The organism is Novimethylophilus kurashikiensis (genome assembly GCF_003112435.1).
In the GTDB taxonomy this organism is placed as follows: domain Bacteria; phylum Pseudomonadota; class Gammaproteobacteria; order Burkholderiales; family Methylophilaceae; genus Novimethylophilus; species Novimethylophilus kurashikiensis.
In genome coordinates this window covers 40,946-65,169 of sequence record NZ_BDOQ01000023.1, presented here as the reverse complement: position 1 = coordinate 65,169, position 24,224 = coordinate 40,946, and the positions used below count along the sequence as shown (strand labels likewise).

The window sequence follows — 24,224 nt, the reverse complement described above, 5'->3', positions numbered from 1 at the left end:
GCAGAAGAATAATGACAGATTCCATTACGCAATTCGTCGTTGGCTTGATCGAGAAAAAAGCCAAATTACCCAAGAATATTGATCTTCCCTCCTTGAATTATATTGATTCCGGTTATGTCGATTCGATCGCCATTATCAAATTCGTGGTTGAGATAGAAGCGAAGTACGAAATCGAGATTTCTGAGACGGATATCGAATCGCCGGAGTTCAGGACCATTGGCGGCCTGGTTTCAATGATCAATAAAAAACTGGGCGGCTAGAGCGGCGATGATTAATCCGAAAGAAGTACTTGACGCCTTCCATCAAACTGAGCCCGGATCTCAGCAATTAGCAAACGAATTCCTTTCTCCTGAGAGTGTTGGGCGACGTTTCGTTCTTGGCCGCAATGATTGCTCTGCCGCCTTATCCAAAGCTATCGAGATCGATGGGTTTGTCGACGATTTTTGCCTGCCGGGAATGTTCTGGCAGGGAAAGCCAGTCCTCAAGGGGGCAGAGATTCCTCAAAATGCCTTGATCGTTAATTGCTCCTTTTCCATCAGTCCTGTCTCTGCTGCAAAGCGTGGAGCTGAATTGGGCCGGGCAATTGCTTATGCGGATTTATGTCGGGTTGCCTCGGAATTGATAGAGTTGCCTCGTTTTGTCGCGGAAACCCGCGAGGACATCCAGTTACATCCCACTCAGTGGGAAGCCATGAGTCAGTCTCTAGCGGATGCTGAATCTGTGGACGTGCTGAACCATCTTTTGCAATACCGACTGACGGGCGATTATCGGTTCATGTCGTCGTATCGAGTTCGCTTTAAAGATCAATATTTCGAAAGCTTCCTTAATCTTGGGGCCGGCGAGGTGTTCGTCGATTGTGGCGGGTTTGATGGAGACACTACGGAAGAATTCATCCGCCGTTGCCCGGAATATACAAAAGTCTATCTTTTCGAACCTTCAAGTAAAAATATCGAGAAAGCTAAACTCAGACTCAAGGATTCTCATGACATTGATTTCATAGAACTGGGTATTTCCGATACCAAGGGAACGCTGGCTTTCGACCCTGATGCAGGTTCCGCCAGTTCCGTGGATGAATTGGGTTCCTGCAAGATCGCTGTAACAACTTTGGATGATCACATTGCGGATAAGGTGACGTTTATCAAAATGGATCTGGAAGGCTGGGAGACGAAGGCTTTGGCGGGGGCACAGCGTCATATCCTGGAAGATCGCCCCAAACTTGCCATTTCTGTTTATCACCATCCTTCGGACTTTTGGCGTGTATTCGATTTTGTGACTGGATTGCGGCGGGACTACAAAGTCTACTTGCGGCATTACACGGAAGGTTGGTCGGAAACGGTCATGTTCTTCATACCTAATTGATGTCGCATTGCTGCCAAGACTGCATCGTATAAAGCATGGAACGATTTCTGAATATTTATTACCGCCACGTGCATATCAAGGCGGATAAAACCAGCCGCGATCCGTCTAAAAGCCGTCCCGAGTGGTTCACGCATGAGGCTTGCTTTCGTAATCTGCTGACGACAATACAGTCTGATCCCATGGGCTCTAGAGTACGCCTTACCGTCGTTTATGATGGTCAAGTCGATGATTTTATGGATGACTTTGTAAGTCGGTATTACGCGAATGAGTCGCTAGGTATCGGCGTGCAATTCATCCGCGGCGGTTCCGACCGAAACTCAGGTCTGATCACGCTGGCAATGGCACATCAAGCCGCATTGCCTCCTCATGATTTGATATATTTCCTTGAAAACGACTACCTGCATCAGCCAGGTTGGGTTAGCAAGATATTCGAACTATATGATTCTGGATTGAAATTCGATTACGTTTCCTTGTACGACCATCGCGACAAATATATGTATGCGATGTACGCCGAGTTGCAATCTAAAATAGTGCACACCAAGACACATCATTGGCGTACTGCCCCCAGCAGTTGCGGGTCATTTATGTTCGAAAAAGCCGTTCTCAATCAGGATTACGATGTGCTGGCCCTGGGCATTCCCGATTTCTATTTTTTCAGCAAACTCATCGGGGAGCGCGGTCGCGTGCTTTTGACCCCAATTCCTGGATTGGCCACTCATTGTATGGAAGGTTATTTGAGTCCGACCGTCAATTGGCAGCAATTCCTTTACTAAAGCGCAAACCTGCCGATATAGGCAAATGATGAATAACAAGCCCTTGTACGTTACCCAGCCATCCCTTCCACCGTTGGAGGACTTGCAACCGTATCTTGAAATGATATGGAACAATAAGATACTGACCAATGGCGGCCCGTTGCATCAGGAGTTTGAAACACGTCTGGCAGAGTATTTGGGGGTTGAGCACGTCTCCCTATTTACTAATTGTACCGTTGCGTTGATTACTGCTTTGCAGGCACTGCGCGTCAGCGGCGAAGTCATAACAACGCCATATTCTTTTGTCGCAACCGCTCATTCTTTGTTGTGGAATGGCCTGCAGCCGGTCTTTGTTGATATCGATCCGGATACGTTTAATCTTGATCCGGAGCGCATTGAAGCTGCAATTACGCCTCAGACTACGGCAATTATGCCGGTCCACTGTTATGGAAACCCTTGCGATGTCGATCGAATTCAGAAAATCGCCGATGTCCATGGCCTTAAGGTGATCTATGATGCTGCGCATGCTTTTGGGGTTAAACGCAATGGTGAGAGCATTCTGCGCCATGGCGATCTTTCCGTGCTGTCGTTCCACGCAACCAAAGTATTTAATACGTTCGAGGGGGGCGCGATTGTCAGCCCCGATGCCAAGACAAAGCGTCGCATCGATTTTCTAAAGAATTTCGGTTTTGCCGATGAAGTAACAGTTGTGGCCCCAGGCATCAACGGGAAAATGGACGAGTTGCATGCGGCTATCGGATTGCTACAACTGAATCATGTGGATGAGGCGATACGAAAGAGGCGTGATATCGACATGTCTTATCGTGTACGCTTCACTGGTTTGCCCGGTATTGAATGCCTGGACGTTCCCAAGAATGTCGAGTGGAACTACTCTTATTTCCCAATCAGGGTAAAACCAGGCTATCGATTGAGTCGGGACGAGCTCTACAACGAATTGAAAAAACAAGGCGTTTTCTCAAGGCGCTATTTCTTCCCGCTCATCAGCGATATGTCGATGTATCGTGGCCTGCCTTCGGCTGCAATGGCTAATCTCCCCGCAGCCACCATGGCAGCCAACGAAATACTGTGCTTGCCCATTTTCCCCGATATGACTGAAGCCGACATAGAGCGCGTATCACATGTGCTCATGAACGAAGCTACAACTGTGCTGGAATAAACATGGAATTCGGTCACGAAAACCAATTGGAGAAAAAGGAGCAGGTTGTAGTATTGGTTCCTCTCTACAAAGCGGAGCTTTCCGATCTGGAACTATTTTCTCTCGATCGTTCGCTATCAGTTTTGCAGGAAAGGTCTCTGAGATTCATTGCGCCCGCCGGTCTTGACGTTTCCTTTTACCAAAAGCGTTATTCTGGCGTACCGTTCGAGTTCTTCGAGTCTCATTGTTTTGATTCTATTGAAAATTACAATCGGCTTCTGCTGGGGCGCGCGTTTTACGAACGGTATCTCGATTTCGAATTCCTTCTGATCCTGCAAACCGATGCCATCATCTTGCGCGACGAATTGGACTTCTGGTGCGCAAGCCCCTTCGATTATGTGGGCGCACCTTGGCCGGATGGTTATGAGCTTTTTGTCAACGCGGGACGATTCGAGGGCAATAGAGGCAAATTGGTCAGAACTTATGTCGGAAACGGTGGCCTGAGCCTCCGCCGAGTGCGTAAATGCCTGTCCTTGCTGGAAGAATACAAAGACATCATCGAGATTTTCGACCGCACAGGTTCGAGCGAGGATCTGTTCTTCGCCGTCATGGGCGCTTTGTCCGGTGATTTCGTCATTCCTAACGAAATTACGGCATCCAAGTTTTCAATGGAACTTAAACCCTCCTATTATCTGGCAGTCAACGGCGGGAAATTGCCCATGGGAGGGCACGCCTGGTGGAAATACGAGCCGGAGTTTTGGCGTTCCCTATTGCAAGAAGCAATCACTGCTTAAAAACTAGAATTCTTAACGCATGCAAGCCAAGTTTCCACATACCACCTTACAGTGCCTGACTGCTATTGCGCAGCATCACGGTTTGCAGGTTCATCCCGAACGATTGATTCACGAATATGCGTTGGCCGATGAGGAACCCGGTGAGGCATTGCTGCTGCGCATCGCCCATGATGTCGGCTTGAAGGCCAAGGTCGATAAGATCTCTTGGGAACGTCTCATTCCCTTGAAGGGTGTCTTTCCGGTAATTGCACGCATGCGCGAAGGCAATAGCGTCATCATTGTGGGAACTCGCACTGAGGGCGAAGGCAAGGTAGCAGTGCTTGATCCTTTAGGTAACTTGGGCGAAGTCGTTGTGCTGGAGCGCAGTCAATTTTGCGAACGCTGGACCGGCGAACTGGTATTTCTCAAGCGTAGCCATGCCATTACCGACCCTAACCAACCGTTCAGCTTGCGCTGGTTCATCCCTGAAATCCTCAAGCAGAAAGTTGCTTTCAGGGATATTGCATTTGCCGCCTTGGCACTACACGTATTGGCACTGGCCTCGCCGATTTTCTTCCAACTGGTGATCGACAAGGTGCTCGTACACCAGAGTGCTTCCACCTTATGGGTATTGGCAGTCGGCATCACGATGGCCATGATCTTCGAAGCCATATTCGGTTATTTGCGTCAGCTGCTCGTGCTTTCTGCAACCAACAAGATTGATATGCGCCTAACCAGGCGTACATTCGGACATTTGCTATCACTACCCATTGATTATTTTGAAACTACCTCTGCCGGGGTGATCGTGCGCAACGTATTGCAATTGGAGCGCATACGCCAGTTTCTTACCGGTCGATTGTTCTTTACAGCGCTTGATGCTACAGCCTTGCTGATCTTCTTGCCTTTGCTGTTTTTCTATTCATTCCAGCTGGCGCTGATCACGTTGCTGTTTTCCTTGATCATGGCTGTCGTGGTCGCGGCACTCGTTCCTACCTATCAAAAACGTATCAATCAGCTGAATACCGCGGAAGGCCGTCGGCAGGCGTTGTTGGTGGAAACCATCCATGGCATGCGAACCGTCAAGGCATTGGCTATCGAGCCCAAGCAGCGACGTATCTGGGACCAGCGGTCTGCCGAATCGATTTCAGCCCATTTCCGTGTTGGAAAGCTAGGGATCACGGCCGCAGCCTTTACCAGCTTCCTGGAAAAACTACTGCCCGTGGTTATCATCGTCGTTGGCGCACAGGCAGTGTTTGACCAGACCCTTACCGTGGGTGTATTGATCGCTTTCCAGATGATTTCCGGCCGTGTCATGCAGCCGCTGGTTCAGATCGTCGGCTTGGTGAACGAGTATCAGGAAGTTGCCATGTCGGTAAAGTTGTTAGGCGATGTCATGAATAGGCCGCCAGAGGGCAGGGCGGGAGGAAGCGGTTTGCGACCGCAACTGCGTGGGAATATCACATTTGAAGACGTCACTTTCCGCTACCCGGGCGCTAGTAATGCGGCCCTGAATCGTGCCAGTTTTTCCATCTCCGAGGGCACCGTCATCGGCATTGTCGGTCGTAGTGGTTCCGGTAAATCAACGCTGACTAAATTAATCCAGGGTCTCTACAACATTCAGGAAGGCATCATTCGGTTCGACGGTACGGATGCCCGAGAAATTGATCTGGCGCATTTGCGTCGCCAAGTGGGTGTTGTATTGCAGGAGAACTTCCTATTCCGTGGTACGGTGCGCGAGAATCTTTCTGTAGCAAGGCCCGATGCAACTTTCCAGGAAATTGTCGCAGCAGCCGAAGCGGCAGGCGCGGATGAATTCATCGAGCGTTTGCCACAAGGATACGACACCGTGCTTGAGGAGAATGCCTCCAACCTGAGCGGTGGACAAAAGCAGCGGTTATCAATTGCGCGGTCGTTGTTGACCAAGCCGCGTATTTTGATTCTTGATGAGGCGGCAAGTGCCCTAGACCCGGAAAGCGAAGCAATTTTTATCAATAATCTTTCGAAAATTGCCGTAGGTCGCACTGTCATCATGATTTCGCACCGTCTTTCCACACTCGTTAATGCGCATGCGATCCTCGTGATGCAACAAGGGCAGTTGGTCGATAAGGGCCGCCATGAAGAATTGCTCGGCCGTTGCGAGACTTATCAGCATTTGTGGAATCAACAAACAAGCCATCTATGAAGTCGTTCTTTAAATCCAGCTCCGGTTCAGAGGACACAGCCATCGAGTTTCTTCCCGATGCGGACGAAATCGAGCGGCGTCCCTTGCCGCCCATGGCAAGGCTGACGCTGCATGTCATGCTGTTGTTGCTGATTGTCTTCATTATTTGGGCAACTGTTTCGCAGATCGATCAAGTCATCACCGCCAAGGGGCGCTTGGTGACACCGTTGCCTAATATCGTGGTGCAGCCCTTGGAAACGTCAATCATCCAGAGTATCGATGTTCGTATCGGCCAGGTGGTGAAGAAAGGAACACGACTCGCAACTCTGGACCCCACGTTCGCACAAGCCGATGAAGCTCAATTGCGCAGCCGGCTTAAAAGCCTCGATACACAAACGAGTCGGCTTGGTGCCGAATTAAAAGGGGGGGGTGTCGCCACCAAGGGAAATGATGCCGACAGCAAGTTGCAGGCTCAACTGGCTGCCGAGCGACAGGCCAATTACCAAGCCCAGTTGCGGAAAATGAGCGAGGATATAGCAAGGTTGCAGGCGGAGCTTGAGACCAATCGCCACGACCAGCAATCATTGACCGCGCGGCTTGGGCCATTGAAAGAGATGGAAGCCATGCAGTCCAAGCTCGTTGCACAGCAGTTCAGCTCAAGGGCGCGCCTGTTAGAAGCTCAGGATAAGCGCCTTGAGGTGGAGCGCGACATGCAACTCGCACAAAATCGTGAACAGGAACTGCGGCGTCAGCTAGCGAGCGCCCAGGCCGAGAGGGCTGCCTTCGAAAAAGGATGGCGGCAGAAAACGATGGAAGAATTGCTGTCGACTTCCCGGGACCGAGATTCCGTCAACGAGCAATTGCAAAAGGCTGATAAGCGCCACAGCATGGTCGTCCTGGTTGCACCGTCCGATGCTGTGGTACTGGATATTGCGAAGCTTTCCCAAGGCTCCGTAGTCAAAGAGGCCGAGCCACTCTTCACGTTGGTGCCGTTGGGCTCTGAACTGGAAGCAGAAGTCCAGATCGAATCCGCCGATGTAGGGTATGTCAAGGTTGGCGACGAAACCCGGCTGAAATTCGACGCTTATCCATTTCAGGAATACGGCACGCTAGATGCCAAGGTTAGAACGATCAGCGAAGATGCGTTTCGCAGGGACGCCAATAAACAAGGGACGGATGCTTTCTACATGAGTCGAGTGACTCTGAAAGAGACCAAGTTCAAAGGCAAACGGGACGGGATTCGGTTACTGCCAGGGATGACCTTGACTGCAGAGATTGTGGTTGGAAAGCGCTCGGTGATTTCTTATCTCATGTGGCCCTTACGCAAGGCTATGGATGAATCCCTGCAAGAGCCTTAATGCAACATTGGTTTTAACTCGACCCAGACATTTTCCAGCAATTTCCCCTGGGCTTGCGCCACTGGGTGCAGTCCATCTGGCTGAGTAAGTTCGGGTTTACCCGCTACGTCTTGTAATAAAAAGGACACTAGTCCTGCCTTCGTTTTTTTTGCCAAGCCCACATAGATGTTGGCGAAATCTTTCGTGTATTGAATTCCGTAGTTCGGCGGCAGTCTCATACCGATAAGCAATGTGCGTGCGCCGGCTTTCTTGTTGGCAGTGATGATGCTGGAGAGGTTGGTTTCGGTTTCAGAGAGCGGCAATCCACGCAGTCCATCGTTGGCGCCCAGTTCCAGGATGACGATAGCTGGCTTATGTTTTATCAGCAACGCGTCTATGCGACGTACCCCGCCGCTTGTTGTTTCGCCGCTAATGCTTGCATTGACGACTTCGTAATCCGGCTTTTCCTGAGCCAGCTTTTTTTCAAGGAGCGATACCCAGCCCGCCTCGCGCGGGATGCCATAGGCGGCGGACAGGCTGTCGCCGAATACCAATATCGTCTGTTTTGCCATCGCCGTCAGAGGCAGTAACATCAACCCCATTGCCAACCACCATCTCAATCTCATGCCGACTCCCGTCATTGAAGCCCGTCAACTTGCCAAGCATGTTAACAGCAGCGAAGGAACGCTGACGATACTCCACGTCCTCGATCTCGTCGTGAAGACAGGCGAAACCGTCGCCATCGTGGGCGCTTCCGGCTCGGGAAAATCAACCTTGCTGGGGCTGTTGGCGGGGCTTGATGCGGCTAGCGAGGGGCAGGTACTAATCAATGGAGTGGCATTGGATAGTCTTGACGAAGATGGCCGGGCGGCCTTGCGTGGCAAGGAAATCGGCTTTGTGTTCCAGTCTTTCCAGTTGCTGCCGGCGTTTACTGCGCTGGAAAACGTATTGCTGCCGCTGGAGCTTGCCGAGCGAGACAATCCTGAACAACTAGCCTTGGCGGCTTTGAGTCGAGTAGGGTTGCAGCATCGCTTGAGCCACACGCCCAGTCGACTATCTGGCGGGGAGCAGCAGCGCGTCGCCATTGCACGGGCCTTTGCGCCGGGGCCGAAATTGCTCTTGGCCGACGAACCCACAGGTAACCTCGACAGCGCCACCGGCGAACGCATTATCGATCTGTTGTTCGAGCTTAACCGTGAGGCTGGAACGACCTTGGTATTGGTGACGCACGACCCGGTGCTAGCGGCCCGTTGCAGTCGTACGCTCAAGCTGGAAGGCGGGCGGCTGGCATGAACAAGCTTCAATTTGCCTGGCGCTTATTCAAGCGCAACTGGCGTGCGGGGGAATTGCGCATCCTGGCTTTCGCCGTGGTCATCGCCGTCGCTGCCGTGACCGCCGTCGGATTCTTTACCGATCGCGTACAGTCCGGGTTGGCAAGGCAGAGCAATTTGCTGCTTGCTGCCGACCTTGCCCTGGTATCGGACCATCCCATTCCAGAGGATTACATTCGAGAAGCGCAGCGACGCGGTTTATCGCAGGCCCAGACACTGCATTTCCCCAGCATGGCGACGCATGGGACGACCAGCCATCTAGCCGAGATCAAGGCCGTCGACCCGGGCTATCCCTTGCGCGGTCGCTTGCGGATTGCCGCTGCCGAAAACGCCGCTCCGCAGCCTACCAACGCCGTTCCTGCATCCGGTACGGTTTGGATGGAGCCACGCCTGTTGACCTTGCTCGGTGTGCATGTCGGCGACGATATCGTGTTGGGCGAACGCACGTTCAAGCTGGCCGCAGCGCTGCATTTCGAGCCAGACCGCGGCGGTGATCTTTTCAGCATTGCGCCACGGCTCATGATGGCGCACGGTGATATGGCGAGTACAGGCCTGATTCAATACGGCAGCCGAGTTACTTACAGATTGCTCGTTGCTGGCGATGCCAAGGCCGTCGAGGATTATCGCCTTTGGCTTAACTCGGAGTTGAAGCGGGGAGAGCGGGTAGAGCAGGTGAGCGATGCGCGACCCGAAATCCGCAACGTGTTGACCAAGGCGCGGCAATTCCTCGGTTTGTCGGCCATGGCGAGCGTTGTGCTCGCCTCGGTGGCCATGGCCTTGGCCGGCATGCGTTTCATGGCGCGCAATCTCGATGCCTGTGCTGTGATGCGATGCCTCGGCGCCAGCCAGCGTTTCATCCTGGACGTGCATCTGCTGCAACTGGTGTTGATCGGCTTGTTGGGCAGCCTAGCGGGCACTGCCTTAGGGTTTTTCGCGCAAGAGGCCTTGAGCCGTCTGCTCGCCGGCATGGTGTTGGAGCGCCTACCATCTCCGTCGTGGCTGCCTGTGCTTCATGGATTGTTAACGGGGTTGTCGGTATTACTCGGCGTAGTGTGGCCTCTGCTGGCCAGGTTGCGAGATGTCCCGGCGTTGCGTGTTTTGCGCAGCGATTTGCCGTCCCCATCCATGGCGCGCGGATTAGCCTTCGTTCCGGCTGTAGCGATTATCGCCGGTTTGATGGTCTGGACGGCGCAGGAGCTTAAATTGGGGCTGATTGCCTTGGCCGGTTTTGCCGGTTTCATGGCGCTGGCGTCATTGGTGGCCTGGTTTGCGATGCGTGGATTGCGACGCTGGAGCAGGCAACAAGCTGGCTCGTGGCGTTTCGGCGCCGTCAATCTGGCGCGGCATCCCGCCGCTAGTATCGCCACTATCGCCGGGTTCAGTCTGGGGCTGATGGCCTTGCTCTTGCTGACTTTAGTGCGCGGTGATCTGCTGCGGAGCTGGCAATCGACCTTGCCTCCCGAAGCGCCTAACCGCTTCGCCATCAATATTCAACCTGATCAATTGATCGATTTGCAGGCGTTTTTCCAACGCGAACAACTGCCGCCGCCTACTTTCCAGCCCATGGTGCGAGGGCGGTTGATCGAGGTCAACGGCAAGCCTCTGGATGTTTCCAAGTACGACGAACGGGCGCGGCGTTTGGCGGAGCGTGAGTTCAACTTGTCGTGGGCGACTCAAATGCAGGAAGACAATCGCATCGTCGCCGGGCGATGGTGGACGCCGCAGGAATCCGGTCGGCCGCAACTGTCGCTGGAGCAGGGGATTGCCGATACCCTGGGACTGCACCTAGGAGATCGGCTCACCTATGACGTGGCCGGGCAGACCATCGTGCTCACCATCACCAGCCTGCGCAAGGTGGAGTGGGATTCCATGCGAGCCAACTTCTTCGCCGTCACGCCGCCTGGCGTTCTCAATGATTTTCCTGCCAGCTACATCACCAGCTTTTACCTGCCGCCGCAGCACGAGGATGTGTTGAACCGCTTGGTGCAGAGCTTTAACAACGTCACGGTTATCGACGTCGCTGCCATCATCGCGCAAATTCGTAGCATGATGGACCGCATGGCTTATGCCGTGCAGTTCGTGTTCGGGTTTTCCCTGCTGGCCGGGATACTGGTGCTTTATGCCGCACTGGCCGCTACCCAGGACGCTCGAGCACTGGAATACACCTTGCTGCGCGTGCTCGGCGCTAAGCGGCGACAAATGGTGGCTGCCATGCTGGCCGAGTTCGCGCTAATTGCTGCCTTGGCTGGATTGGTTGCCGCATTAGGCGCCAGCGTGCTGGCCTGGGGCATCAGTCGGTATGCGCTACATCTGCCTTATACCTTCAACCCGGCGCTGCTAGCGTGGAGTGTAGGTGGGGCTTTGGCGGTGATTCCATTTGCTGCTTGGCTTGGGCTGCGCAACACCATGAACCTGCCGCCGCGGCAGTTGCTGAATAGTGTCTGAAAAAACGGCGGGCAAGCCCGCCGGGTGAGTTGCTATGGAGGTGTAAACAAACTGAGATATTGCTTTGCTGCACGTCTTTATCTTAGCTTTTGAACCCACGAAAACCGAGGGAAAACTTCCTTCCGTTGGCCGGGATTCTTTCCCGTCCGGACTAACTTTCGATCACGCCATGGCGGATAGCCAGCCGCACCATCTCGACTGGACTGTTGATGCCGAGTTTTTGCTTGATGGTAGTTTGGTAGTTGGCGACGGTTTTGCCGCTAAGTTTGAGCGCCAGTGCTATATCTTCAGTTTCCTTGCCCTCGGCCAGCAGGCGGAAAATCTCAAACTCGCGGGCGGATAGCTGTTGTATCGGATCGCCTTTGTCCTGCAGGGTTTGCATGGCGATTTTGCGAGCGATCTCGGGGCTGAGGTAGGTCTTGCCACGTACAATGGCTTGCAGCGCATCGACCAGTTCTTCCGCCAGGCTGCTTTTCGCCAGGTAGCCTTTGGCACCGGCCTTGAGCGCCTGGTTGGCGAACGCGGCGTTTTCATGCATCGAGAGCACGAGCAGCTTCGCAGCGGGATGGCGGGCAATGATGCGGCGTATGGCTTCCATGCCGCCCATGCCGGGCATGGTGAGGTCCATGACAGCAGCATCGGGCAGCGTTTCACCGAATAATTGGTATCCGCGTTCGCCGCTGTCGGCCTCGGCGGTGACTTCGAACCCGGTGTGCTGCTCCAGCAGGCGCCGAATGCCGGAACGCACCACGGCGTGGTCGTCGACGAGCAAGATTCTAAAGCGGATCGTGCTCATGCTTCATCCCTCACAGGAATCCAGGCCCGAATTTCCGTGCCTTGGCCCAGGCTACTATCAACAATCAGCCCGCCGCCCAATCCCTCTACACGTTCCCGCATGCCCGGCAATCCCATTCCGTCCGTACGGTTCGGGTCGAAGCCTTTGCCGTCGTCGCGCACACTGATACGTAGGTCGATCGATTCATTGCGAATTTCCCGCTCGATGGTCACCGTGACATTTTTAGCCTGGGCATGGCGGGTGACATTGGTGAGGCATTCCTGCACCAGTCGATAGGCCGTGATCTCCGTCGTCTCGGCAATGACTGGTGGAATTCCGTGGCTGCTGAATTGAATCTCAGCGTCCTCGTTGCGTGATTGCCAAGTGTCTGCGAGATCATGCAGTGCTGCTTCCAATCCCAATTCGTCAAGGATACCGGGACGCAGGCGCTGCAGCAGACCCTTCACGAGATCCATCAGGTGGCGCGACAGCTCGCTGATGGCTGCGGCGCTGTCCTTGATTTCCGGATATTTGGTTTCGGCCTGGCGCAGCACCACGGTGGCATCGGTGTGAATCGCGGTCAGGCATTGGCCGAACTCGTCGTGCAGGTCGCGTGCCAGGCTCTTGCGTTCTTCTTCCTGCAAGGTGATGAGTTGCTGGGTCAGTCGATGGTTGCGCGAAATGCTGAGTTCCAGCGTTTCCACCATGCGGTTGAATTTCTCGCCGATTCGCGCAAGTTCCGGCAGGTCGAAACCGGGCAGGCGGGCTTTCAGATTGCCGCGCTCCAGCTCGTTGAGCGCTTGCAGGATATTCTCGGTGGGCTTGAGCGCCTGGCCCACTGCCCAGGCAATCATCAGGTTGACCGAGACGAAGAATATGATCGCTAGCGTGGTGGAGTCGGTGATCTGCTTCCAGATTTCGGCGTATTCGTAGGTGGGGTCGGGCGTAATGACCAGTTGGCCGATGAGTTGTCCCCGATATTCGACATGGCGTATTTGCGATTCCCAGGGTGGGGTGATGCGGTTGAGCAGCGCTTCGAACCAATCCGGCGCTTCGCTGTGTACCCGGCGCGGCGAGCGGGGCTGATTGCTGTCCAGCACGTGGCCTTGGAGATCGCGAAATTCGATATGCAAATGCCGCATGTGGTCCAGCCGTTGCAGTTGGAAGGGACGTCCTTCGTCGTTGCGCAATACTAGCGCGCTGTTGTTGAACAAGGCGGTATCGAACAGGTAGAGCGCAAGCCTTTCAGCCGATGCAACTTCGGCGCGAACGTTCTGACGGGCATTGATCAGCGTCAGGATCGTTCCGGCCAGGACGATCAGCATCAACAGGCCGGTAATGATGAGGTTGAGGCGGAGCTTGAGACTCACGGTAAGGCTTTCATGAATGGCATGGGCAGGTGAACTATAGCGGCAGCGGGGAGGGAAGTGAAATAACCCTGTGCAGGTCGGGAATTTTTCCTAATGTGCCGGCTCGGACCATTTGTTAGAGTTGCGTAAAATTTTGTTAACACTTTTGCAGCTTATCGAGGAAAACATGCATCAGGTTCGTGTCAAAACGCTGGTTCTCGCCGTCGCCGGCGCCATTTGTATGATTCAAAACGTCCACGCCGCCAACCAGGCCGAAGTGCTGGAAACGGGTGCTGTGGATGTGGTGAGTACCACGCCCTTGCCCAGTATCGGTACGCCCATCAATGAAGTGCCGGCCAATGTGCAAACCGCATCTGCGAAGTCCATCGCAGAACAGCGCAACCTGGATGTTTCGGAGTTTCTCGATAACAACCTGGGGTCGGTGAGCACGAGTAACAGTGTTGCCAACCCTTACCAACCTGATGTCGCTTTCCGCGGGTTTACCGCATCGCCGTTGCTCGGGACGCCGCAGGGACTTTCAGTGTTCATGGACGGCGTTCGTGTGAACGAGCCATTTGGCGATGTGGTGAACTGGGATTTGCTACCGCCAAACGCTATCGCGAGTATCAACCTTGTTCCAGGCTCTAATCCTGTATTCGGCCTGAACACGCTCGGTGGCGCATTGTCGGTCAATACTAAGAGCGGCTCAGAATTCCCGGGCACATCGGTGACAGCTTACGGCGGTTCGTGGGGGCGTCGTGCACTCGAAGTCGAAACCGGGGGCGCCAACGCAGACAAGAGCATCGATTATTTCATCTCTGGCAATACCTTCAAGGAAGACGGCTGGCGCGATCACTCCAAGAGCGAAGTGAATCAATTGTTTGGCAAGGTGGGCTGGCAGGATGAGAAAAGCGACCTGGACCTGTCCGTCATGTTCGCCGATACCGATATGGAAGGGACGCAAGCATTACCCCGCTCAATGCTCAATAACCGTCATCAAGCCTATACCTATCCCGATTCCATCGGTAACAATTTGGCGATGGTCAATTTGAAAGGCAGCCACTTTTTCACGGACGATATATTGGTGGCGGGGAATGTGTATTACCGACATAACCGGATTACCGGGTTTAACAGCAATGCGGAAACGTTAGCCCCAGGAGATTCCGCCAATATTTCTACCTCTACCGACCAAGACGGTTTCGGCGGAGCCTTGCAGATGACGTTGCTCAAGGATTTGGTTGGGCATAAGAATCAGTTTACCGTCGGTGCAAGCTTGGATGCCGGCAGAACCGATTTCACCAGTGATACAGCGCAAGCCAGCGTCATTGGCAATAAGACAGTCAATGACCCTGGCGTAGACGAAATTGCCTGGGTTCGTCTCAATGCTCGTAACGATTATTACGGTGTGTATGCTACGGATACGTTCTCCATCACCGATCAATTGCATGCAACCTTGTCCGGCAGATACAACCTTGCAAAAATTCATTTGTCCGGCGAGAGTTTTGACGATAATTTGACGCCAAAAACGTCTGACTTGAGCGGCAATCATCGTTACAGCCGTTTTAATCCCGCTATTGGCTTGAATTACAACCCAAGCCAGTCGCTCGGGTTCTACGGCAGCTACAATGAGGGGATGCGCGCACCGACGCCAGTTGAGTTGTCCTGCGCCGATGAGTCTCGTCCTTGCGCACTGCCGAATGCTTTCGCGGCAGACCCGCATCTCGACATGATTGTCTCCAAAACCTGGGAAGGCGGGGTGCGTGGAAAACTGATACCGGGCTTGGGCTGGAACGCCAGCATTTATCGCACTGTGAACAACAACGACATCCAGTTCATCGCCAGCAATGCGACGTCTACGGGGTTCTTCAAGAACGTGGGTGATACCAAACGGCAGGGTGTAGAGCTAGGCTTGAACGGCAAGGTCGAGCGCTTCAGTTTTGCGGCCAACTACGGCTTTGTGGATGCAACTTACCAGTCCGATTTCGTAGTTGGTTCGCCCAGTAATAGTACAGCTGACGGGGCGGGTAAGATTCCTGTGACCAAGGGCGACAAGATTCCCGGCATTCCAAGGCAAACACTCAAGCTGCGTGTCGGCTATGAAGTTACGTCGAACTGGAGTGTGGGGAGCAATGTTGTGATGGCCGCAGGCCAATACGCGCGTGGAGACGAGAACAACAAGGATATCAACGGGAAGGTGCCTGGCTACACTGTGGTCAACCTCGATACGCACTATGCGATCAATGACAGCTGGAAGGTATTCGCCAAAATCAATAACGTGTTCGACCGCGACTATGAAACCTTCGGGGTGTTGGGCACAAATATTTTCAATGGACAGGATGAGCAATTCCGTTCACCAGCCGCACCGCGTGCAGGTTGGGTAGGTGTCACCTATGAATTCGGTCGTCCCAAAGGCTCAGCCGGCGCCAGAATCGATAACGATTAGCGCTTTAATCCCGGCAATTCCGGCCCGGCCTTGTGCCGGGCTTTTTTATTGGGCGGTCAGTACAAAATCCCCGCCGCTAGTGACGGCACCCCCCCCAGCGGGTTACTATTCAGCACCATTCAAATTTGCAATTTCCGCTGGAGTTTCCCTTGAAAATCGGCACCCCTCTCAGCCCCTCGGCCACTCGTGTCATGCTGCTCGGCAGCGGCGAGTTGGGCAAGGAAGTCATCATCGCCCTGCAACGCCTGGGCGTCGAAGTGATCGCAGTCGACCGCTATCCAAACGCCCCCGGCCACCAGGTGGCGCATCGTTCTCACGTCATCAATATGGCGGACGGCGCAGCCTTGAAAGCGCTGGTAGAACAGGAGCGGCCACACCTGATCGTCCCGGAAATCGAGGCACTCAACACTGATACCCTGGCCGAGATCGAATCCGCAGGCTTGGCGACTGTCATCCCAACAGTTAAGGCAGTGCAGCTCACTATGAACCGCGAAGGTATCCGTCGTCTTGCGGCGGAAGAACTCGGGTTGCCGACTTCGCCTTATGCGTTTGCCGAAAGCCTGGAACAAATGCAGACGGCTATCGATGGTGGTATCGGCTATCCATGCTTCGTCAAACCGGTGATGTCGTCTTCGGGTAAGGGGCAATCCCGCGTAACCAAGGCGGACGAAGTATCCGCAGCCTGGGACTACGCCGCGGCAGGCGGACGGGTGAACAAGGGCAAGGTGATTGTGGAAGGGCAGATCGATTTCGATTATGAGATCACGTTGCTGACTGTGCGCGCCAAGAATGCTGCGGGTACTGTGGAAACCCATTTCTGCGAACCCATCGGGCATGTGCAGGTCAAGGGCGACTATGTGGAAAGCTGGCAGCCCCAGCCTATGTCGCCCCTGGCCTTGCAGCGCAGCCGCGAGATTGCCAAGGCGGTGACGGACAGCTTGGGCGGCTTGGGCTTGTTCGGTGTGGAGTTGTTCGTCAAGGGCGATCAGGTCTGGTTCTCAGAAGTCAGCCCACGGCCGCATGATACCGGAATGGTGACGATGGCGAGCCAGCGGTTGTCCGAGTTCGAACTGCACGCACGAGCCATTTTGGGGCTGCCGGTAGACGTCGCTCTAAAAAATCCGGGTGCCAGTGCCGTCATTTATGGAGGTGTGGACGGTCAAGGCATCGCGTTCGAGGGGCTGGAGCAAGCGTTGTCGGTGCCGGAAAGCGATGTTCGCCTGTTCGGAAAACCGGAATCCTTCGAGCGACGCCGCATGGGCGTTGCCTTGGCGGGGGGCGAGGATGTTAATGTCGCCAGGGAGCGAGCCAAGCAGGCCGCGAATTTTGTCAGACCGGTAAAGGGTTAATGTCTTGAGCGCTGCAACCGAAGAGAAGAGTGAAGTAAAAACGACATTCTTTGAAGTAATAGGTGGAACCGACACGATCAGGGCGTTGGTCGAGCGTTTTTACGATGTGATGGATACCGACCCCAAGGCCGCCGGGATTCGCGCGATGCATCAGGAAGACCTGACATCGGCGCGTGAAAAGCTGTTCATGTACCTGACCGGCTGGACGGGCGGACCGCAACTTTATATCGAACGCTATGGTCATCCCATGCTGCGTGCGCGACATTTGCCTTTCCCCATCGGCGAGGATGAACGCGATCAATGGATGTATTGCATGATCCGCGCTATGCACGACGTGGGACTGGAAGAAAAGGCGATACTCAAGTTCTCCGAGGCATTGTGGGGCGTTGCCGACTTCATGCGCAACAAGACGGAATAGCAGATGATCCTTCGTGCTAGAATCATGAGTTTCATCAGCCGGCGGCAGTGATTGTCGCTTTTTCGATTTAAGGAAAGAACATGCAAGCAACCGTTGAAAATATCAGCAACCTTGAGCGCCGTTTGACGGTGGCGATGCCAATGCAGCCGATCGAGGAAGAGATCGGCAAGCGCCTTAACAGCCTGGCCAAGACGGTCAAGATGGCCGGTTTTCGCCCCGGCAAGGTGCCGTTCAAGATGGTGGAACAGCAATACGGTCCGCAAGTGCGCCAGGAAGTGCTTTCCAGCAAGGTGGAAGAAACCTTCAGCGATGCCGTCCACAAAGAAGGTCTGCGCATTGCCGGTTACCCCAGCATCGAGCCCAAGCCGATGGCGGACAATGCCGAGAATTACGAATATGTGGCAACGTTCGAAGTGTTCCCGGAAGTGGCGATCGGCGATCTGTCCGGCGTCTCTATCGAACGTCCCAAGCTCGCAGTGAGCGACGCTGAAATCGACAAGACGCTTGAAGTCTTGCGCAAGCAACGCGCGGTGTTCGAAACCGTTGAGCGCGGTGCCGAAATGGGCGATCGCGTGAGCATCGAGTTCAGCTCCCAGATCGACGGCGAACAAATCGAAGATACCAAGGGCCAGACCATTCCGTTGGTGCTGGGCGAAGAAGGCCGCCTGCCGGACTTCGACAAGAACATCGTCGGTGCCAAGGCCGGTGAAAGCCGTTCTTTCGAACTCAATTTCCCTGCGGATTATCACAATGCCAACCTGGCCGGAAAAACGGCCAAGTACGAAGTGAAGGTGGCCTCGGTGTCTGCGCCCAAGTTGCCCGAGATCGATGCCGATTTCGCCAAGGGACTGGGTGTGGAAGATGGCGACATCGCCAAGATGCGCGCCGAGATCAAGGACAGCCTGGATCAAGAAGTCGACAAGCGCATCAGCGCTGCAGTGAAGAGCCAAGTGCTGGGTGGTCTGGTGAACGCAATTGATGTTGAGTTGCCAAAATCTTTGGTGACGATCGAAGTCGGTCGCTTGATGGAAACCGCTCAGCAAACCTTGCAGCGTCGTGGTCTGGATGCCGGTCAGATCAACCTTGAACCGGCCATGTTCGAAGAACAGGCGCAACGCAACGTCAAACTGCGACTCATCATGGTGGAAGTGGTGCGTGCGAACGAGCTGCAAGCCAAGCCGGAACAGATTCGCGCCATGATCGATACATGGGCCAAGAGCTTCGAGCAACCGGAAGAAGTGGTGAACTGGTACTACGGCGACCCGCAGCGCCTGAACGAGCCGGCTGCGATGGCCACGGAAGAAAACGTGGTGAATTGGGTGCTGGAACGCGCCAAGGTCACCGACAAGGAAGTTGCATTCGACGATTTGATGGCTGCCAAGGAGCAAGCTTGATGAGCATTGAAAGTAAATTCGAGATGCAAAACCATTGGGAGCCCCAAGGTTTGGGCTATATCCCGATGGTTATCGAACAGAGCGGTCGCGGCGAACGCTCTTACGATATCTACTCGCGCCTCCTCAAGGAGCGCGTGGTGTTCCTGGTTGGACCGGTGAACGATATGACGGCCAACTTGGTCGTGGCGCAGTTGCTGTTCTTGGAAGCGGAAAATCCCGACAAGGATATTTTCTTCTACATCAACTCGCCCGGCGGTTCCGTGACGGCCGGCATGGCAATTTACGACACCATGCAATTCATCAAGCCGGACGTGAGCACGCTGTGCATCGGCCAAGCTGCCAGCATGGGTTCCCTGCTGCTGACGGCAGGTGCGAAGGGCAAACGTTTCTGCCTGCCCAATTCGCGTGTGATGATTCACCAGCCGTTGGGCGGCTTCCAGGGGCAGGCGTCCGACATTGAGATTCACGCCAAGGAAATCTTGTACTTGCGCGGTCGTCTCAACGAAATCCTGGCGCATCATACCGGTCAGCCGGTCGAGGCCATCGAGCGCGATACCGATCGCGATAATTTCATGAGCGCCGAGCAGGCCATGCAGTACGGTATCGTGGACAAAGTGATTGGCACGCGTGCCGATGCTGTATAAGATGTTTTTGCAGGTGTGTTTAGTGGTTCGTATTAAGGAAACTTCATGACAAGCAAATCCGACGGCGAAAAGCTGCTTTATTGTTCCTTCTGCGGCAAGAGCCAGCATGAGGTGCGTAAGCTCATCGCCGGCCCATCGGTATTCATTTGCGACGAATGCGTCGATCTGTGCAACGACATCATCCGCGAGGAAGTTCAGGAAGATGGCGTCAAGGCACGTCGCGACAGCTTGCCCACGCCCAAGGAAATCTGCGACATCCTAGATCAGTATGTGATCGGCCAGGTGCGCGCCAAGAAGATTCTCGCTGTGGCGGTGTACAACCACTACAAGCGTCTGGAACAGACAGGCAAGGGCAAGGACGACGTCGAGATTTCCAAGAGCAATATCCTGCTCATCGGACCGACCGGTTCCGGCAAGACCTTGCTGGCCCAGACCTTGGCTCGCTTGCTCGACGTGCCTTTCGTCATTGCCGATGCAACGACGTTGACCGAAGCCGGTTACGTGGGTGAAGACGTCGAAAACATCATGCAGAAGCTGCTGCAAAAATGCGATTACGACGTCGAGAAGGCGCAGCGCGGCATCGTCTACATCGACGAAATCGATAAGATTTCACGAAAGTCCGATAATCCCTCGATCACCCGCGACGTATCGGGCGAGGGTGTGCAGCAGGCCTTGCTCAAGCTGATCGAAGGTACGGTTGCTTCCGTGCCTCCGCAGGGCGGTCGCAAGCATCCCAACCAGGATTTCGTGCAGCTCGATACCACCAATATCCTGTTCATTTGCGGTGGCGCATTCGATGGCCTGGAAAAGGTAATTCGACGCCGCTCTGAAAAGGGTGGCATCGGTTTCGGCGCTGAAGTTAAGAGCAAGGATGACCAGAAGGCTGTTGGCGAAGTGCTGCGCGATGTTGAACCTGAAGATTTAATCAAGTTCGGCTTGATCCCGGAATTCGTGGGTCGTCTGCCTGCTGTGGCTACGCTGGAATCCTTGGACGAGGCTGCCTTGATGGAAATCATGGTAGAGCCCAAGAATGCCTTGACCCGCCAATTCCAGAAGTTGTTCAGCATGGAAGGCGTTGAACTGGAATTCCGCGATTCGGCATTGCACACGATTTCCAAGAAGGCCTTGGAGCGCAAGACTGGCGCACGCGGTTTGCGTTCCATCATGGAACACTCGCTGCTGGATGTCATGTTCGATCTGCCGACCATGAAGAATGTCAGCAAGGTGGTCGTAGACGAAGGCGTAATCAACGGCGACAATCCGCCGATTCTGATTTACTCGGACGCTCCCAAACGCGTCGAATCCGGAAAATAATCACAACAAGGCGCGACGGGCTTGATTTGCCCGTCGCAGCCCCCACATGTTAGGTGTGCGACAGTTCATGTCCTGTGATGGTCGCCGCTTATTTATGACTGAAGGAAGCACGCATGTCTAACGAAGAGTCCAGCCCCAAACCCATTACGGAAGCCGATTTCCTCCCGCTGTTGCCGCTGCGCGACGTCGTGGTGTACCCGCATCTGGTCATTCCCTTGTTTGTTGGTCGCGCCAAATCGGTTCGTGCCTTGGAACTGGCTGTCGAAAATGGGAAGCAGATTCTGCTGGTAGCACAAAAGTCGGCAAACCAGGAAGATCCGGGTCCAGCCGATCTATATGAAATCGGTACGCTGGCGACGATTCTGCAAATGCTCAAGCTGCCGGACGGCACCGTGAAGGTGTTGGTGGAAGGCGTGAGCCGTGCGCGCGTGCTGGAATTCGTCGAACGCGAAGACAGTTTTGCTGCGCGCATTTCCCCGGTGGAAACCGCTTCCGAGGCAGACAGTGAAGTGCAGGCTTTGATGCGTGCGGTATTTGCGCAATTCGATCAGTTCGTCAAGATCAACAAGAAGATCCCGCCGGAAATCCTGACCTCGCTTTCCAGTATCGACGATCCCGGTCGTCTGGCCGATACGATCACGGCGCATCTCTCGCTCAAGCTCGAGGAGAAACAGCGCATTCTCGAGATGTTCGACGTTGCCAAGCGGCTCGAGCACCTCTTGGGCTTGCTGGAAGCCGAGTTGGATATCCTCCAGGTTGAAAAGCGGATCCGTGGCCGCGTGAAGCGCCAGATGGAGAAGAGCCAGCGCGAGTACTACCTCAACGAGCAGGTAAAAGCGATCCAGAAGGAGCTCGGCGAGCAGGACGAAAATGCCGAGATGGACGAGCTCGAGCGCAAGATCAAGGAAGCCGGCATGAGCAAGGATGCGCGTGCCAAGGCCGAGGGTGAACTGAAGAAGCTGCGCATGATGTCGCCGATGTCTGCGGAAGCGACAGTGGTGCGTAATTACATCGAAACATTGACTGGTCTGCCGTGGAAGAAAAAGACCAAGATCAGCAAGGATCTTGGGGCGGCCGAAAAAGTCCTGGACTCCGACCATTTCGGTCTGGAAAAGGTCAAGGAACGCATCATCGAATATCTCGCTGTGCAGCAGCGCGTCGACAAGTTGAAAGCGCCTATCCTTTGCCTGGTAGGCCCTCCGGGCGTGGGTAAGACATCCCTGGGGCAAAGCATTGCCAAGGCGGTGAACCGTAAATTCGTCCGCATGGCGCTGGGCGGCGTACGAGACGAGTCTGAAATTCGCGGCCATCGCCGCACCTACATCGGCTCTATGCCAGGCAAAGTGTTGCAAAGCATGAGCAAGGTCGGTGTGAAGAACCCGTTGTTCCTGCTGGACGAAGTGGACAAGATGGGCATGGATTTCCGCGGCGATCCTTCCTCCGCCTTGTTGGAGGTGCTGGACCCGGAGCAGAACCACACGTTCTCCGATCACTACGTCGAGGTGGATTACGATCTGTCCGATGTAATGTTCGTGGCGACCGCCAACTCCTTGAACATCCCTGCGCCCCTGCTGGATCGTATGGAGATCATTCGTCTTGCCGGCTATACCGAAGACGAGAAGGTCAATATCGCCATGAATTATCTGCTGCCCAAGCAGTTGAAGACGCATGGCTTGAAGGAATCGGAGATTTCCATTTCCGAGGCGACGATCCGTGACGCCGTACGTTACTACACTCGCGAAGCCGGTGTACGTAGCCTGGAACGCGAAATTTCCAAGATCTGCCGCAAGGTGGTGAAGGAGTTGTTGACTGCCAAGGGCAAGAAAGCGGTCGGTCGCAAGATTACGGTTAGCCCCCGCAATCTGGATAAATACCTTGGTGTGCGCCGTTACGACTTCGGTATTGCCAACAAGGAAAACCAGGTTGGTCAGGTGACCGGCCTTGCGTGGACCGAGGTTGGCGGCGAATTACTCACCATCGAAACGGTTGCAATACCGGGCAAGGGCAAGACCATTACCACGGGCAAGTTGGGCGAGGTAATGCAGGAATCGATCCAAGCCGCCCTGTCGGTCGTGCGTAGCCGTGCCAAGCGCCTTGGTATCGTCCCCGACTTCTATGAGAAGAACGATATTCATATCCACTTGCCCGAGGGTGCAACGCCTAAGGATGGTCCCTCGGCAGGTATCGGTATCTGCACGGCGTTGGTGTCGGCACTTGCCAATATTCCGGTACGGGCCGATGTTGCCATGACGGGCGAAATTACTTTGCGTGGCGAAGTGTTGCCGATCGGCGGTCTGAAAGAAAAGTTGTTGGCGGCGCATCGCGGCGGGATCAAGACGGTACTAATCCCGCAGCAGAACGTGAAAGACTTGGTGGATATTCCGGATAACGTCAAAAATCATCTTGATATTCATCCGGTTAAGTGGATCGACGATGTCTTGCAGATCGCGCTCGAACGCGTGCCGGAAGAGTTGGCCGATACCCCCGCCGTGCCTGCACTGACCCCCGCTGAAACGCAAAGCGAGTCGGCCGGTGTAGTCAAGCATTAACAATCTGAAAAAAGTGTAGTTTTTTCCCCTTGAAACTCAGCCGCAAAAGCCTTGACACGGGCTTTTGCGGCTTGATATAAAGCCGTTGGCAGGTGTGTTTGTGTTTGCCATTCACTTAAACAATGTGGAAAGGGGATTACACGTGAACAAGTCTGAACTCATCGATCAAATCGCCAAGGGGGCTGATATTTCCAAGGCTTCTGCGGGACGTGCATTAGACGCTGCAACTGCTGCAATCGGCAAAGCTTTGAAGAAGGGCGAATTGGTAACTCTCATCGGTTTTGGTACCTTTTATGTTGGTAAGCGCGCTGCGCGTAATGGTCGTAATCCCCGTACCGGCGCCACCATCAAGATCAATGCTGCAAATTCCCCCAAATTTAGGGCTGGCAAAGCACTCAAAGATGCTGTAAACTAGCGGGCTGTTGTTGATTGATTGGGTGCTTAGCTCAGCTGGTAGAGCGTCGCCCTTACAAGGCGAATGTCGGGGGTTCGATCCCCTCAGCACCCACCAAAAACCTTCAATCATTCAAAAGCAACAAACAGTTTTGGAGTGCAAGTTTTTGGAGTGGTAGTTCAGTTGGTTAGAATACCGGCCTGTCACGCCGGGGGTCGCGGGTTCGAGTCCCGTCCACTCCGCCAAATCAGAAAAGGCGAGCTTAAACGGCTCGCCTTTTT

The 24,224-nt window shown here is 54.3% G+C and carries 20 protein-coding genes and 2 tRNA genes; 19 read left to right on the top strand and 3 right to left on the bottom strand.

Annotated elements, in window-relative coordinates:
* The first annotated feature begins 11 nt into the window (after positions 1-11).
* Genes NMK_RS17705 through NMK_RS17675 form a run of 7 tightly spaced genes read left to right on the top strand, consistent with a single transcriptional unit; the run spans position 12 to position 7,559 of the window.
* Positions 12-260 carry an acyl carrier protein gene (locus NMK_RS17705; protein WP_109017103.1) on the top strand — a complete coding sequence of 83 codons (249 nt, stop codon included), beginning with the start codon at positions 12-14 and terminating at the stop codon, positions 258-260.
* Between the two features lie 7 nt (positions 261-267).
* Complete coding sequence (locus tag NMK_RS17700; RefSeq protein ID WP_109017102.1) at positions 268-1,359, top strand: FkbM family methyltransferase; 1,092 nt, start codon at positions 268-270, stop codon at positions 1,357-1,359.
* A gap of 35 nt (positions 1,360-1,394) precedes the next feature.
* Positions 1,395-2,132 carry a hypothetical protein gene (locus NMK_RS17695; RefSeq protein ID WP_109017101.1) on the top strand — a complete coding sequence of 246 codons (738 nt, stop codon included), beginning with the start codon at positions 1,395-1,397 and terminating at the stop codon, positions 2,130-2,132.
* Between the two features lie 25 nt (positions 2,133-2,157).
* Positions 2,158-3,288 (top strand): DegT/DnrJ/EryC1/StrS family aminotransferase, encoded by a 1,131-nt coding sequence (locus tag NMK_RS17690; RefSeq protein ID WP_109017100.1) that lies wholly within the window; start codon positions 2,158-2,160, stop codon positions 3,286-3,288.
* A 2-nt stretch (positions 3,289-3,290) separates the two neighbouring features.
* Positions 3,291-4,061, top strand: a complete 771-nt coding sequence (locus NMK_RS17685) for a DUF5672 family protein (protein ID WP_109017099.1) — start codon at positions 3,291-3,293, stop codon at positions 4,059-4,061.
* Between the two features lie 19 nt (positions 4,062-4,080).
* On the top strand, positions 4,081-6,222 hold the full coding sequence (locus NMK_RS17680; protein ID WP_109017098.1) for a peptidase domain-containing ABC transporter: 2,142 nt from the start codon (positions 4,081-4,083) through the stop codon (positions 6,220-6,222).
* On the top strand, positions 6,219-7,559 hold the full coding sequence (locus NMK_RS17675) for an HlyD family type I secretion periplasmic adaptor subunit (protein WP_109017097.1): 1,341 nt from the start codon (positions 6,219-6,221) through the stop codon (positions 7,557-7,559). The genes NMK_RS17680 and NMK_RS17675 overlap by 4 nt, the downstream gene beginning before the upstream one ends.
* Here NMK_RS17675 and NMK_RS17670 read toward each other — a convergent pair.
* The gene (locus NMK_RS17670; protein ID WP_109017096.1) at positions 7,556-8,164 is read right to left on the bottom strand and encodes an arylesterase; all 609 of its coding nucleotides are present in this window, start codon (positions 8,162-8,164) and stop codon (positions 7,556-7,558) included. The two genes, NMK_RS17675 and NMK_RS17670, sit on opposite strands and share 4 nt — an antisense overlap.
* Between NMK_RS17670 and NMK_RS17665 the strand changes: the two genes are divergently transcribed.
* Together NMK_RS17665 and NMK_RS17660 are read left to right on the top strand one after the other, a co-directional pair.
* Complete coding sequence (locus NMK_RS17665) at positions 8,163-8,831, top strand: ABC transporter ATP-binding protein (protein WP_109017095.1); 669 nt, start codon at positions 8,163-8,165, stop codon at positions 8,829-8,831. The two genes, NMK_RS17670 and NMK_RS17665, sit on opposite strands and share 2 nt — an antisense overlap.
* A complete protein-coding gene (locus NMK_RS17660) occupies positions 8,828-11,314 on the top strand; it encodes an ABC transporter permease (protein WP_109017094.1) in 2,487 nt (828 codons plus the stop codon). Before NMK_RS17665 ends, NMK_RS17660 begins: the two co-directional genes overlap by 4 nt.
* 151 nt (positions 11,315-11,465) lie before the next feature.
* Here NMK_RS17660 and NMK_RS17655 read toward each other — a convergent pair whose 3' ends face one another.
* Positions 11,466-12,110, bottom strand: coding sequence for a response regulator (locus NMK_RS17655; protein ID WP_109017093.1), 645 nt, complete (start codon positions 12,108-12,110; stop codon positions 11,466-11,468).
* The gene (locus NMK_RS17650) at positions 12,107-13,459 is read right to left on the bottom strand and encodes an ATP-binding protein (RefSeq protein WP_109017092.1); all 1,353 of its coding nucleotides are present in this window, start codon (positions 13,457-13,459) and stop codon (positions 12,107-12,109) included. Before NMK_RS17650 ends, NMK_RS17655 begins: the two co-directional genes overlap by 4 nt.
* Positions 13,460-13,625: 166 nt before the next feature.
* On the opposite strand from NMK_RS17650, the gene NMK_RS17645 reads away from it, so the two are divergent.
* The 10 genes from NMK_RS17645 to NMK_RS17600 all read left to right on the top strand — a co-directional run bounded on the left by NMK_RS17645 (position 13,626) and on the right by NMK_RS17600 (position 24,188).
* Positions 13,626-15,881: a TonB-dependent receptor gene (locus NMK_RS17645; RefSeq protein ID WP_109017091.1), complete on the top strand. Its 2,256-nt coding sequence runs from the start codon at positions 13,626-13,628 to the stop codon at positions 15,879-15,881.
* A 149-nt stretch (positions 15,882-16,030) separates the two neighbouring features.
* On the top strand, positions 16,031-17,230 hold the full coding sequence (gene purT, locus NMK_RS17640; protein WP_109017090.1) for a formate-dependent phosphoribosylglycinamide formyltransferase: 1,200 nt from the start codon (positions 16,031-16,033) through the stop codon (positions 17,228-17,230).
* 4 nt (positions 17,231-17,234) lie between these two features.
* Positions 17,235-17,648, top strand: coding sequence for a group II truncated hemoglobin (locus NMK_RS17635; protein ID WP_109017089.1), 414 nt, complete (start codon positions 17,235-17,237; stop codon positions 17,646-17,648).
* Positions 17,649-17,728: 80 nt separating this feature from the next.
* The gene (gene tig / locus NMK_RS17630; RefSeq protein WP_109017088.1) at positions 17,729-19,042 is read left to right on the top strand and encodes a trigger factor; all 1,314 of its coding nucleotides are present in this window, start codon (positions 17,729-17,731) and stop codon (positions 19,040-19,042) included.
* Positions 19,042-19,686: an ATP-dependent Clp endopeptidase proteolytic subunit ClpP gene (clpP, locus tag NMK_RS17625; RefSeq protein ID WP_109017087.1), complete on the top strand. Its 645-nt coding sequence runs from the start codon at positions 19,042-19,044 to the stop codon at positions 19,684-19,686. The genes tig and clpP overlap by 1 nt, the downstream gene beginning before the upstream one ends.
* Positions 19,687-19,731: 45 nt before the next feature.
* Entirely contained in the window at positions 19,732-21,000 is a 1,269-nt protein-coding gene (clpX, locus tag NMK_RS17620; protein ID WP_109017086.1) for an ATP-dependent Clp protease ATP-binding subunit ClpX, read from the top strand.
* 113 nt (positions 21,001-21,113) lie between these two features.
* A complete protein-coding gene (lon, locus tag NMK_RS17615; protein ID WP_109017085.1) occupies positions 21,114-23,549 on the top strand; it encodes an endopeptidase La in 2,436 nt (811 codons plus the stop codon).
* Between the two features lie 142 nt (positions 23,550-23,691).
* The gene (locus NMK_RS17610) at positions 23,692-23,964 is read left to right on the top strand and encodes an HU family DNA-binding protein (RefSeq protein WP_109017084.1); all 273 of its coding nucleotides are present in this window, start codon (positions 23,692-23,694) and stop codon (positions 23,962-23,964) included.
* A 20-nt stretch (positions 23,965-23,984) separates the two neighbouring features.
* Positions 23,985-24,060: transfer RNA gene (locus tag NMK_RS17605), tRNA-Val, on the top strand.
* A 51-nt stretch (positions 24,061-24,111) separates the two neighbouring features.
* A tRNA-Asp gene (locus tag NMK_RS17600) sits at positions 24,112-24,188 on the top strand.
* The last annotated feature ends 36 nt before the right edge of the window (positions 24,189-24,224 follow it).

Excerpts from the sequence above, each read along its gene's own strand:
- clpP (WP_109017087.1), top strand. The coding sequence starts at position 19,042 with ATGAGCATTGAAAGTAAATTCGAGATGCAAAACCATTGGGAGCCCCAA.
- NMK_RS17665 (WP_109017095.1), top strand. The coding sequence starts at position 8,163 with ATGCCGACTCCCGTCATTGAAGCCCGTCAACTTGCCAAGCATGTTAAC.
- tig (WP_109017088.1), top strand. The coding sequence starts at position 17,729 with ATGCAAGCAACCGTTGAAAATATCAGCAACCTTGAGCGCCGTTTGACG.
- NMK_RS17690 (WP_109017100.1), top strand. The coding sequence starts at position 2,158 with ATGATGAATAACAAGCCCTTGTACGTTACCCAGCCATCCCTTCCACCG.
- NMK_RS17655 (WP_109017093.1), bottom strand. The coding sequence starts at position 12,110 with ATGAGCACGATCCGCTTTAGAATCTTGCTCGTCGACGACCACGCCGTG.
- NMK_RS17645 (WP_109017091.1), top strand. The coding sequence starts at position 13,626 with ATGCATCAGGTTCGTGTCAAAACGCTGGTTCTCGCCGTCGCCGGCGCC.
- NMK_RS17695 (WP_109017101.1), top strand. The coding sequence starts at position 1,395 with ATGGAACGATTTCTGAATATTTATTACCGCCACGTGCATATCAAGGCG.
- NMK_RS17685 (WP_109017099.1), top strand. The coding sequence starts at position 3,291 with ATGGAATTCGGTCACGAAAACCAATTGGAGAAAAAGGAGCAGGTTGTA.
- NMK_RS17675 (WP_109017097.1), top strand. The coding sequence starts at position 6,219 with ATGAAGTCGTTCTTTAAATCCAGCTCCGGTTCAGAGGACACAGCCATC.
- clpX (WP_109017086.1), top strand. The coding sequence starts at position 19,732 with ATGACAAGCAAATCCGACGGCGAAAAGCTGCTTTATTGTTCCTTCTGC.
- NMK_RS17660 (WP_109017094.1), top strand. The coding sequence starts at position 8,828 with ATGAACAAGCTTCAATTTGCCTGGCGCTTATTCAAGCGCAACTGGCGT.
- NMK_RS17705 (WP_109017103.1), top strand. The coding sequence starts at position 12 with ATGACAGATTCCATTACGCAATTCGTCGTTGGCTTGATCGAGAAAAAA.
- lon (WP_109017085.1), top strand. The coding sequence starts at position 21,114 with ATGTCTAACGAAGAGTCCAGCCCCAAACCCATTACGGAAGCCGATTTC.
- NMK_RS17670 (WP_109017096.1), bottom strand. The coding sequence starts at position 8,164 with ATGAGATTGAGATGGTGGTTGGCAATGGGGTTGATGTTACTGCCTCTG.
- NMK_RS17680 (WP_109017098.1), top strand. The coding sequence starts at position 4,081 with ATGCAAGCCAAGTTTCCACATACCACCTTACAGTGCCTGACTGCTATT.
- NMK_RS17700 (WP_109017102.1), top strand. The coding sequence starts at position 268 with ATGATTAATCCGAAAGAAGTACTTGACGCCTTCCATCAAACTGAGCCC.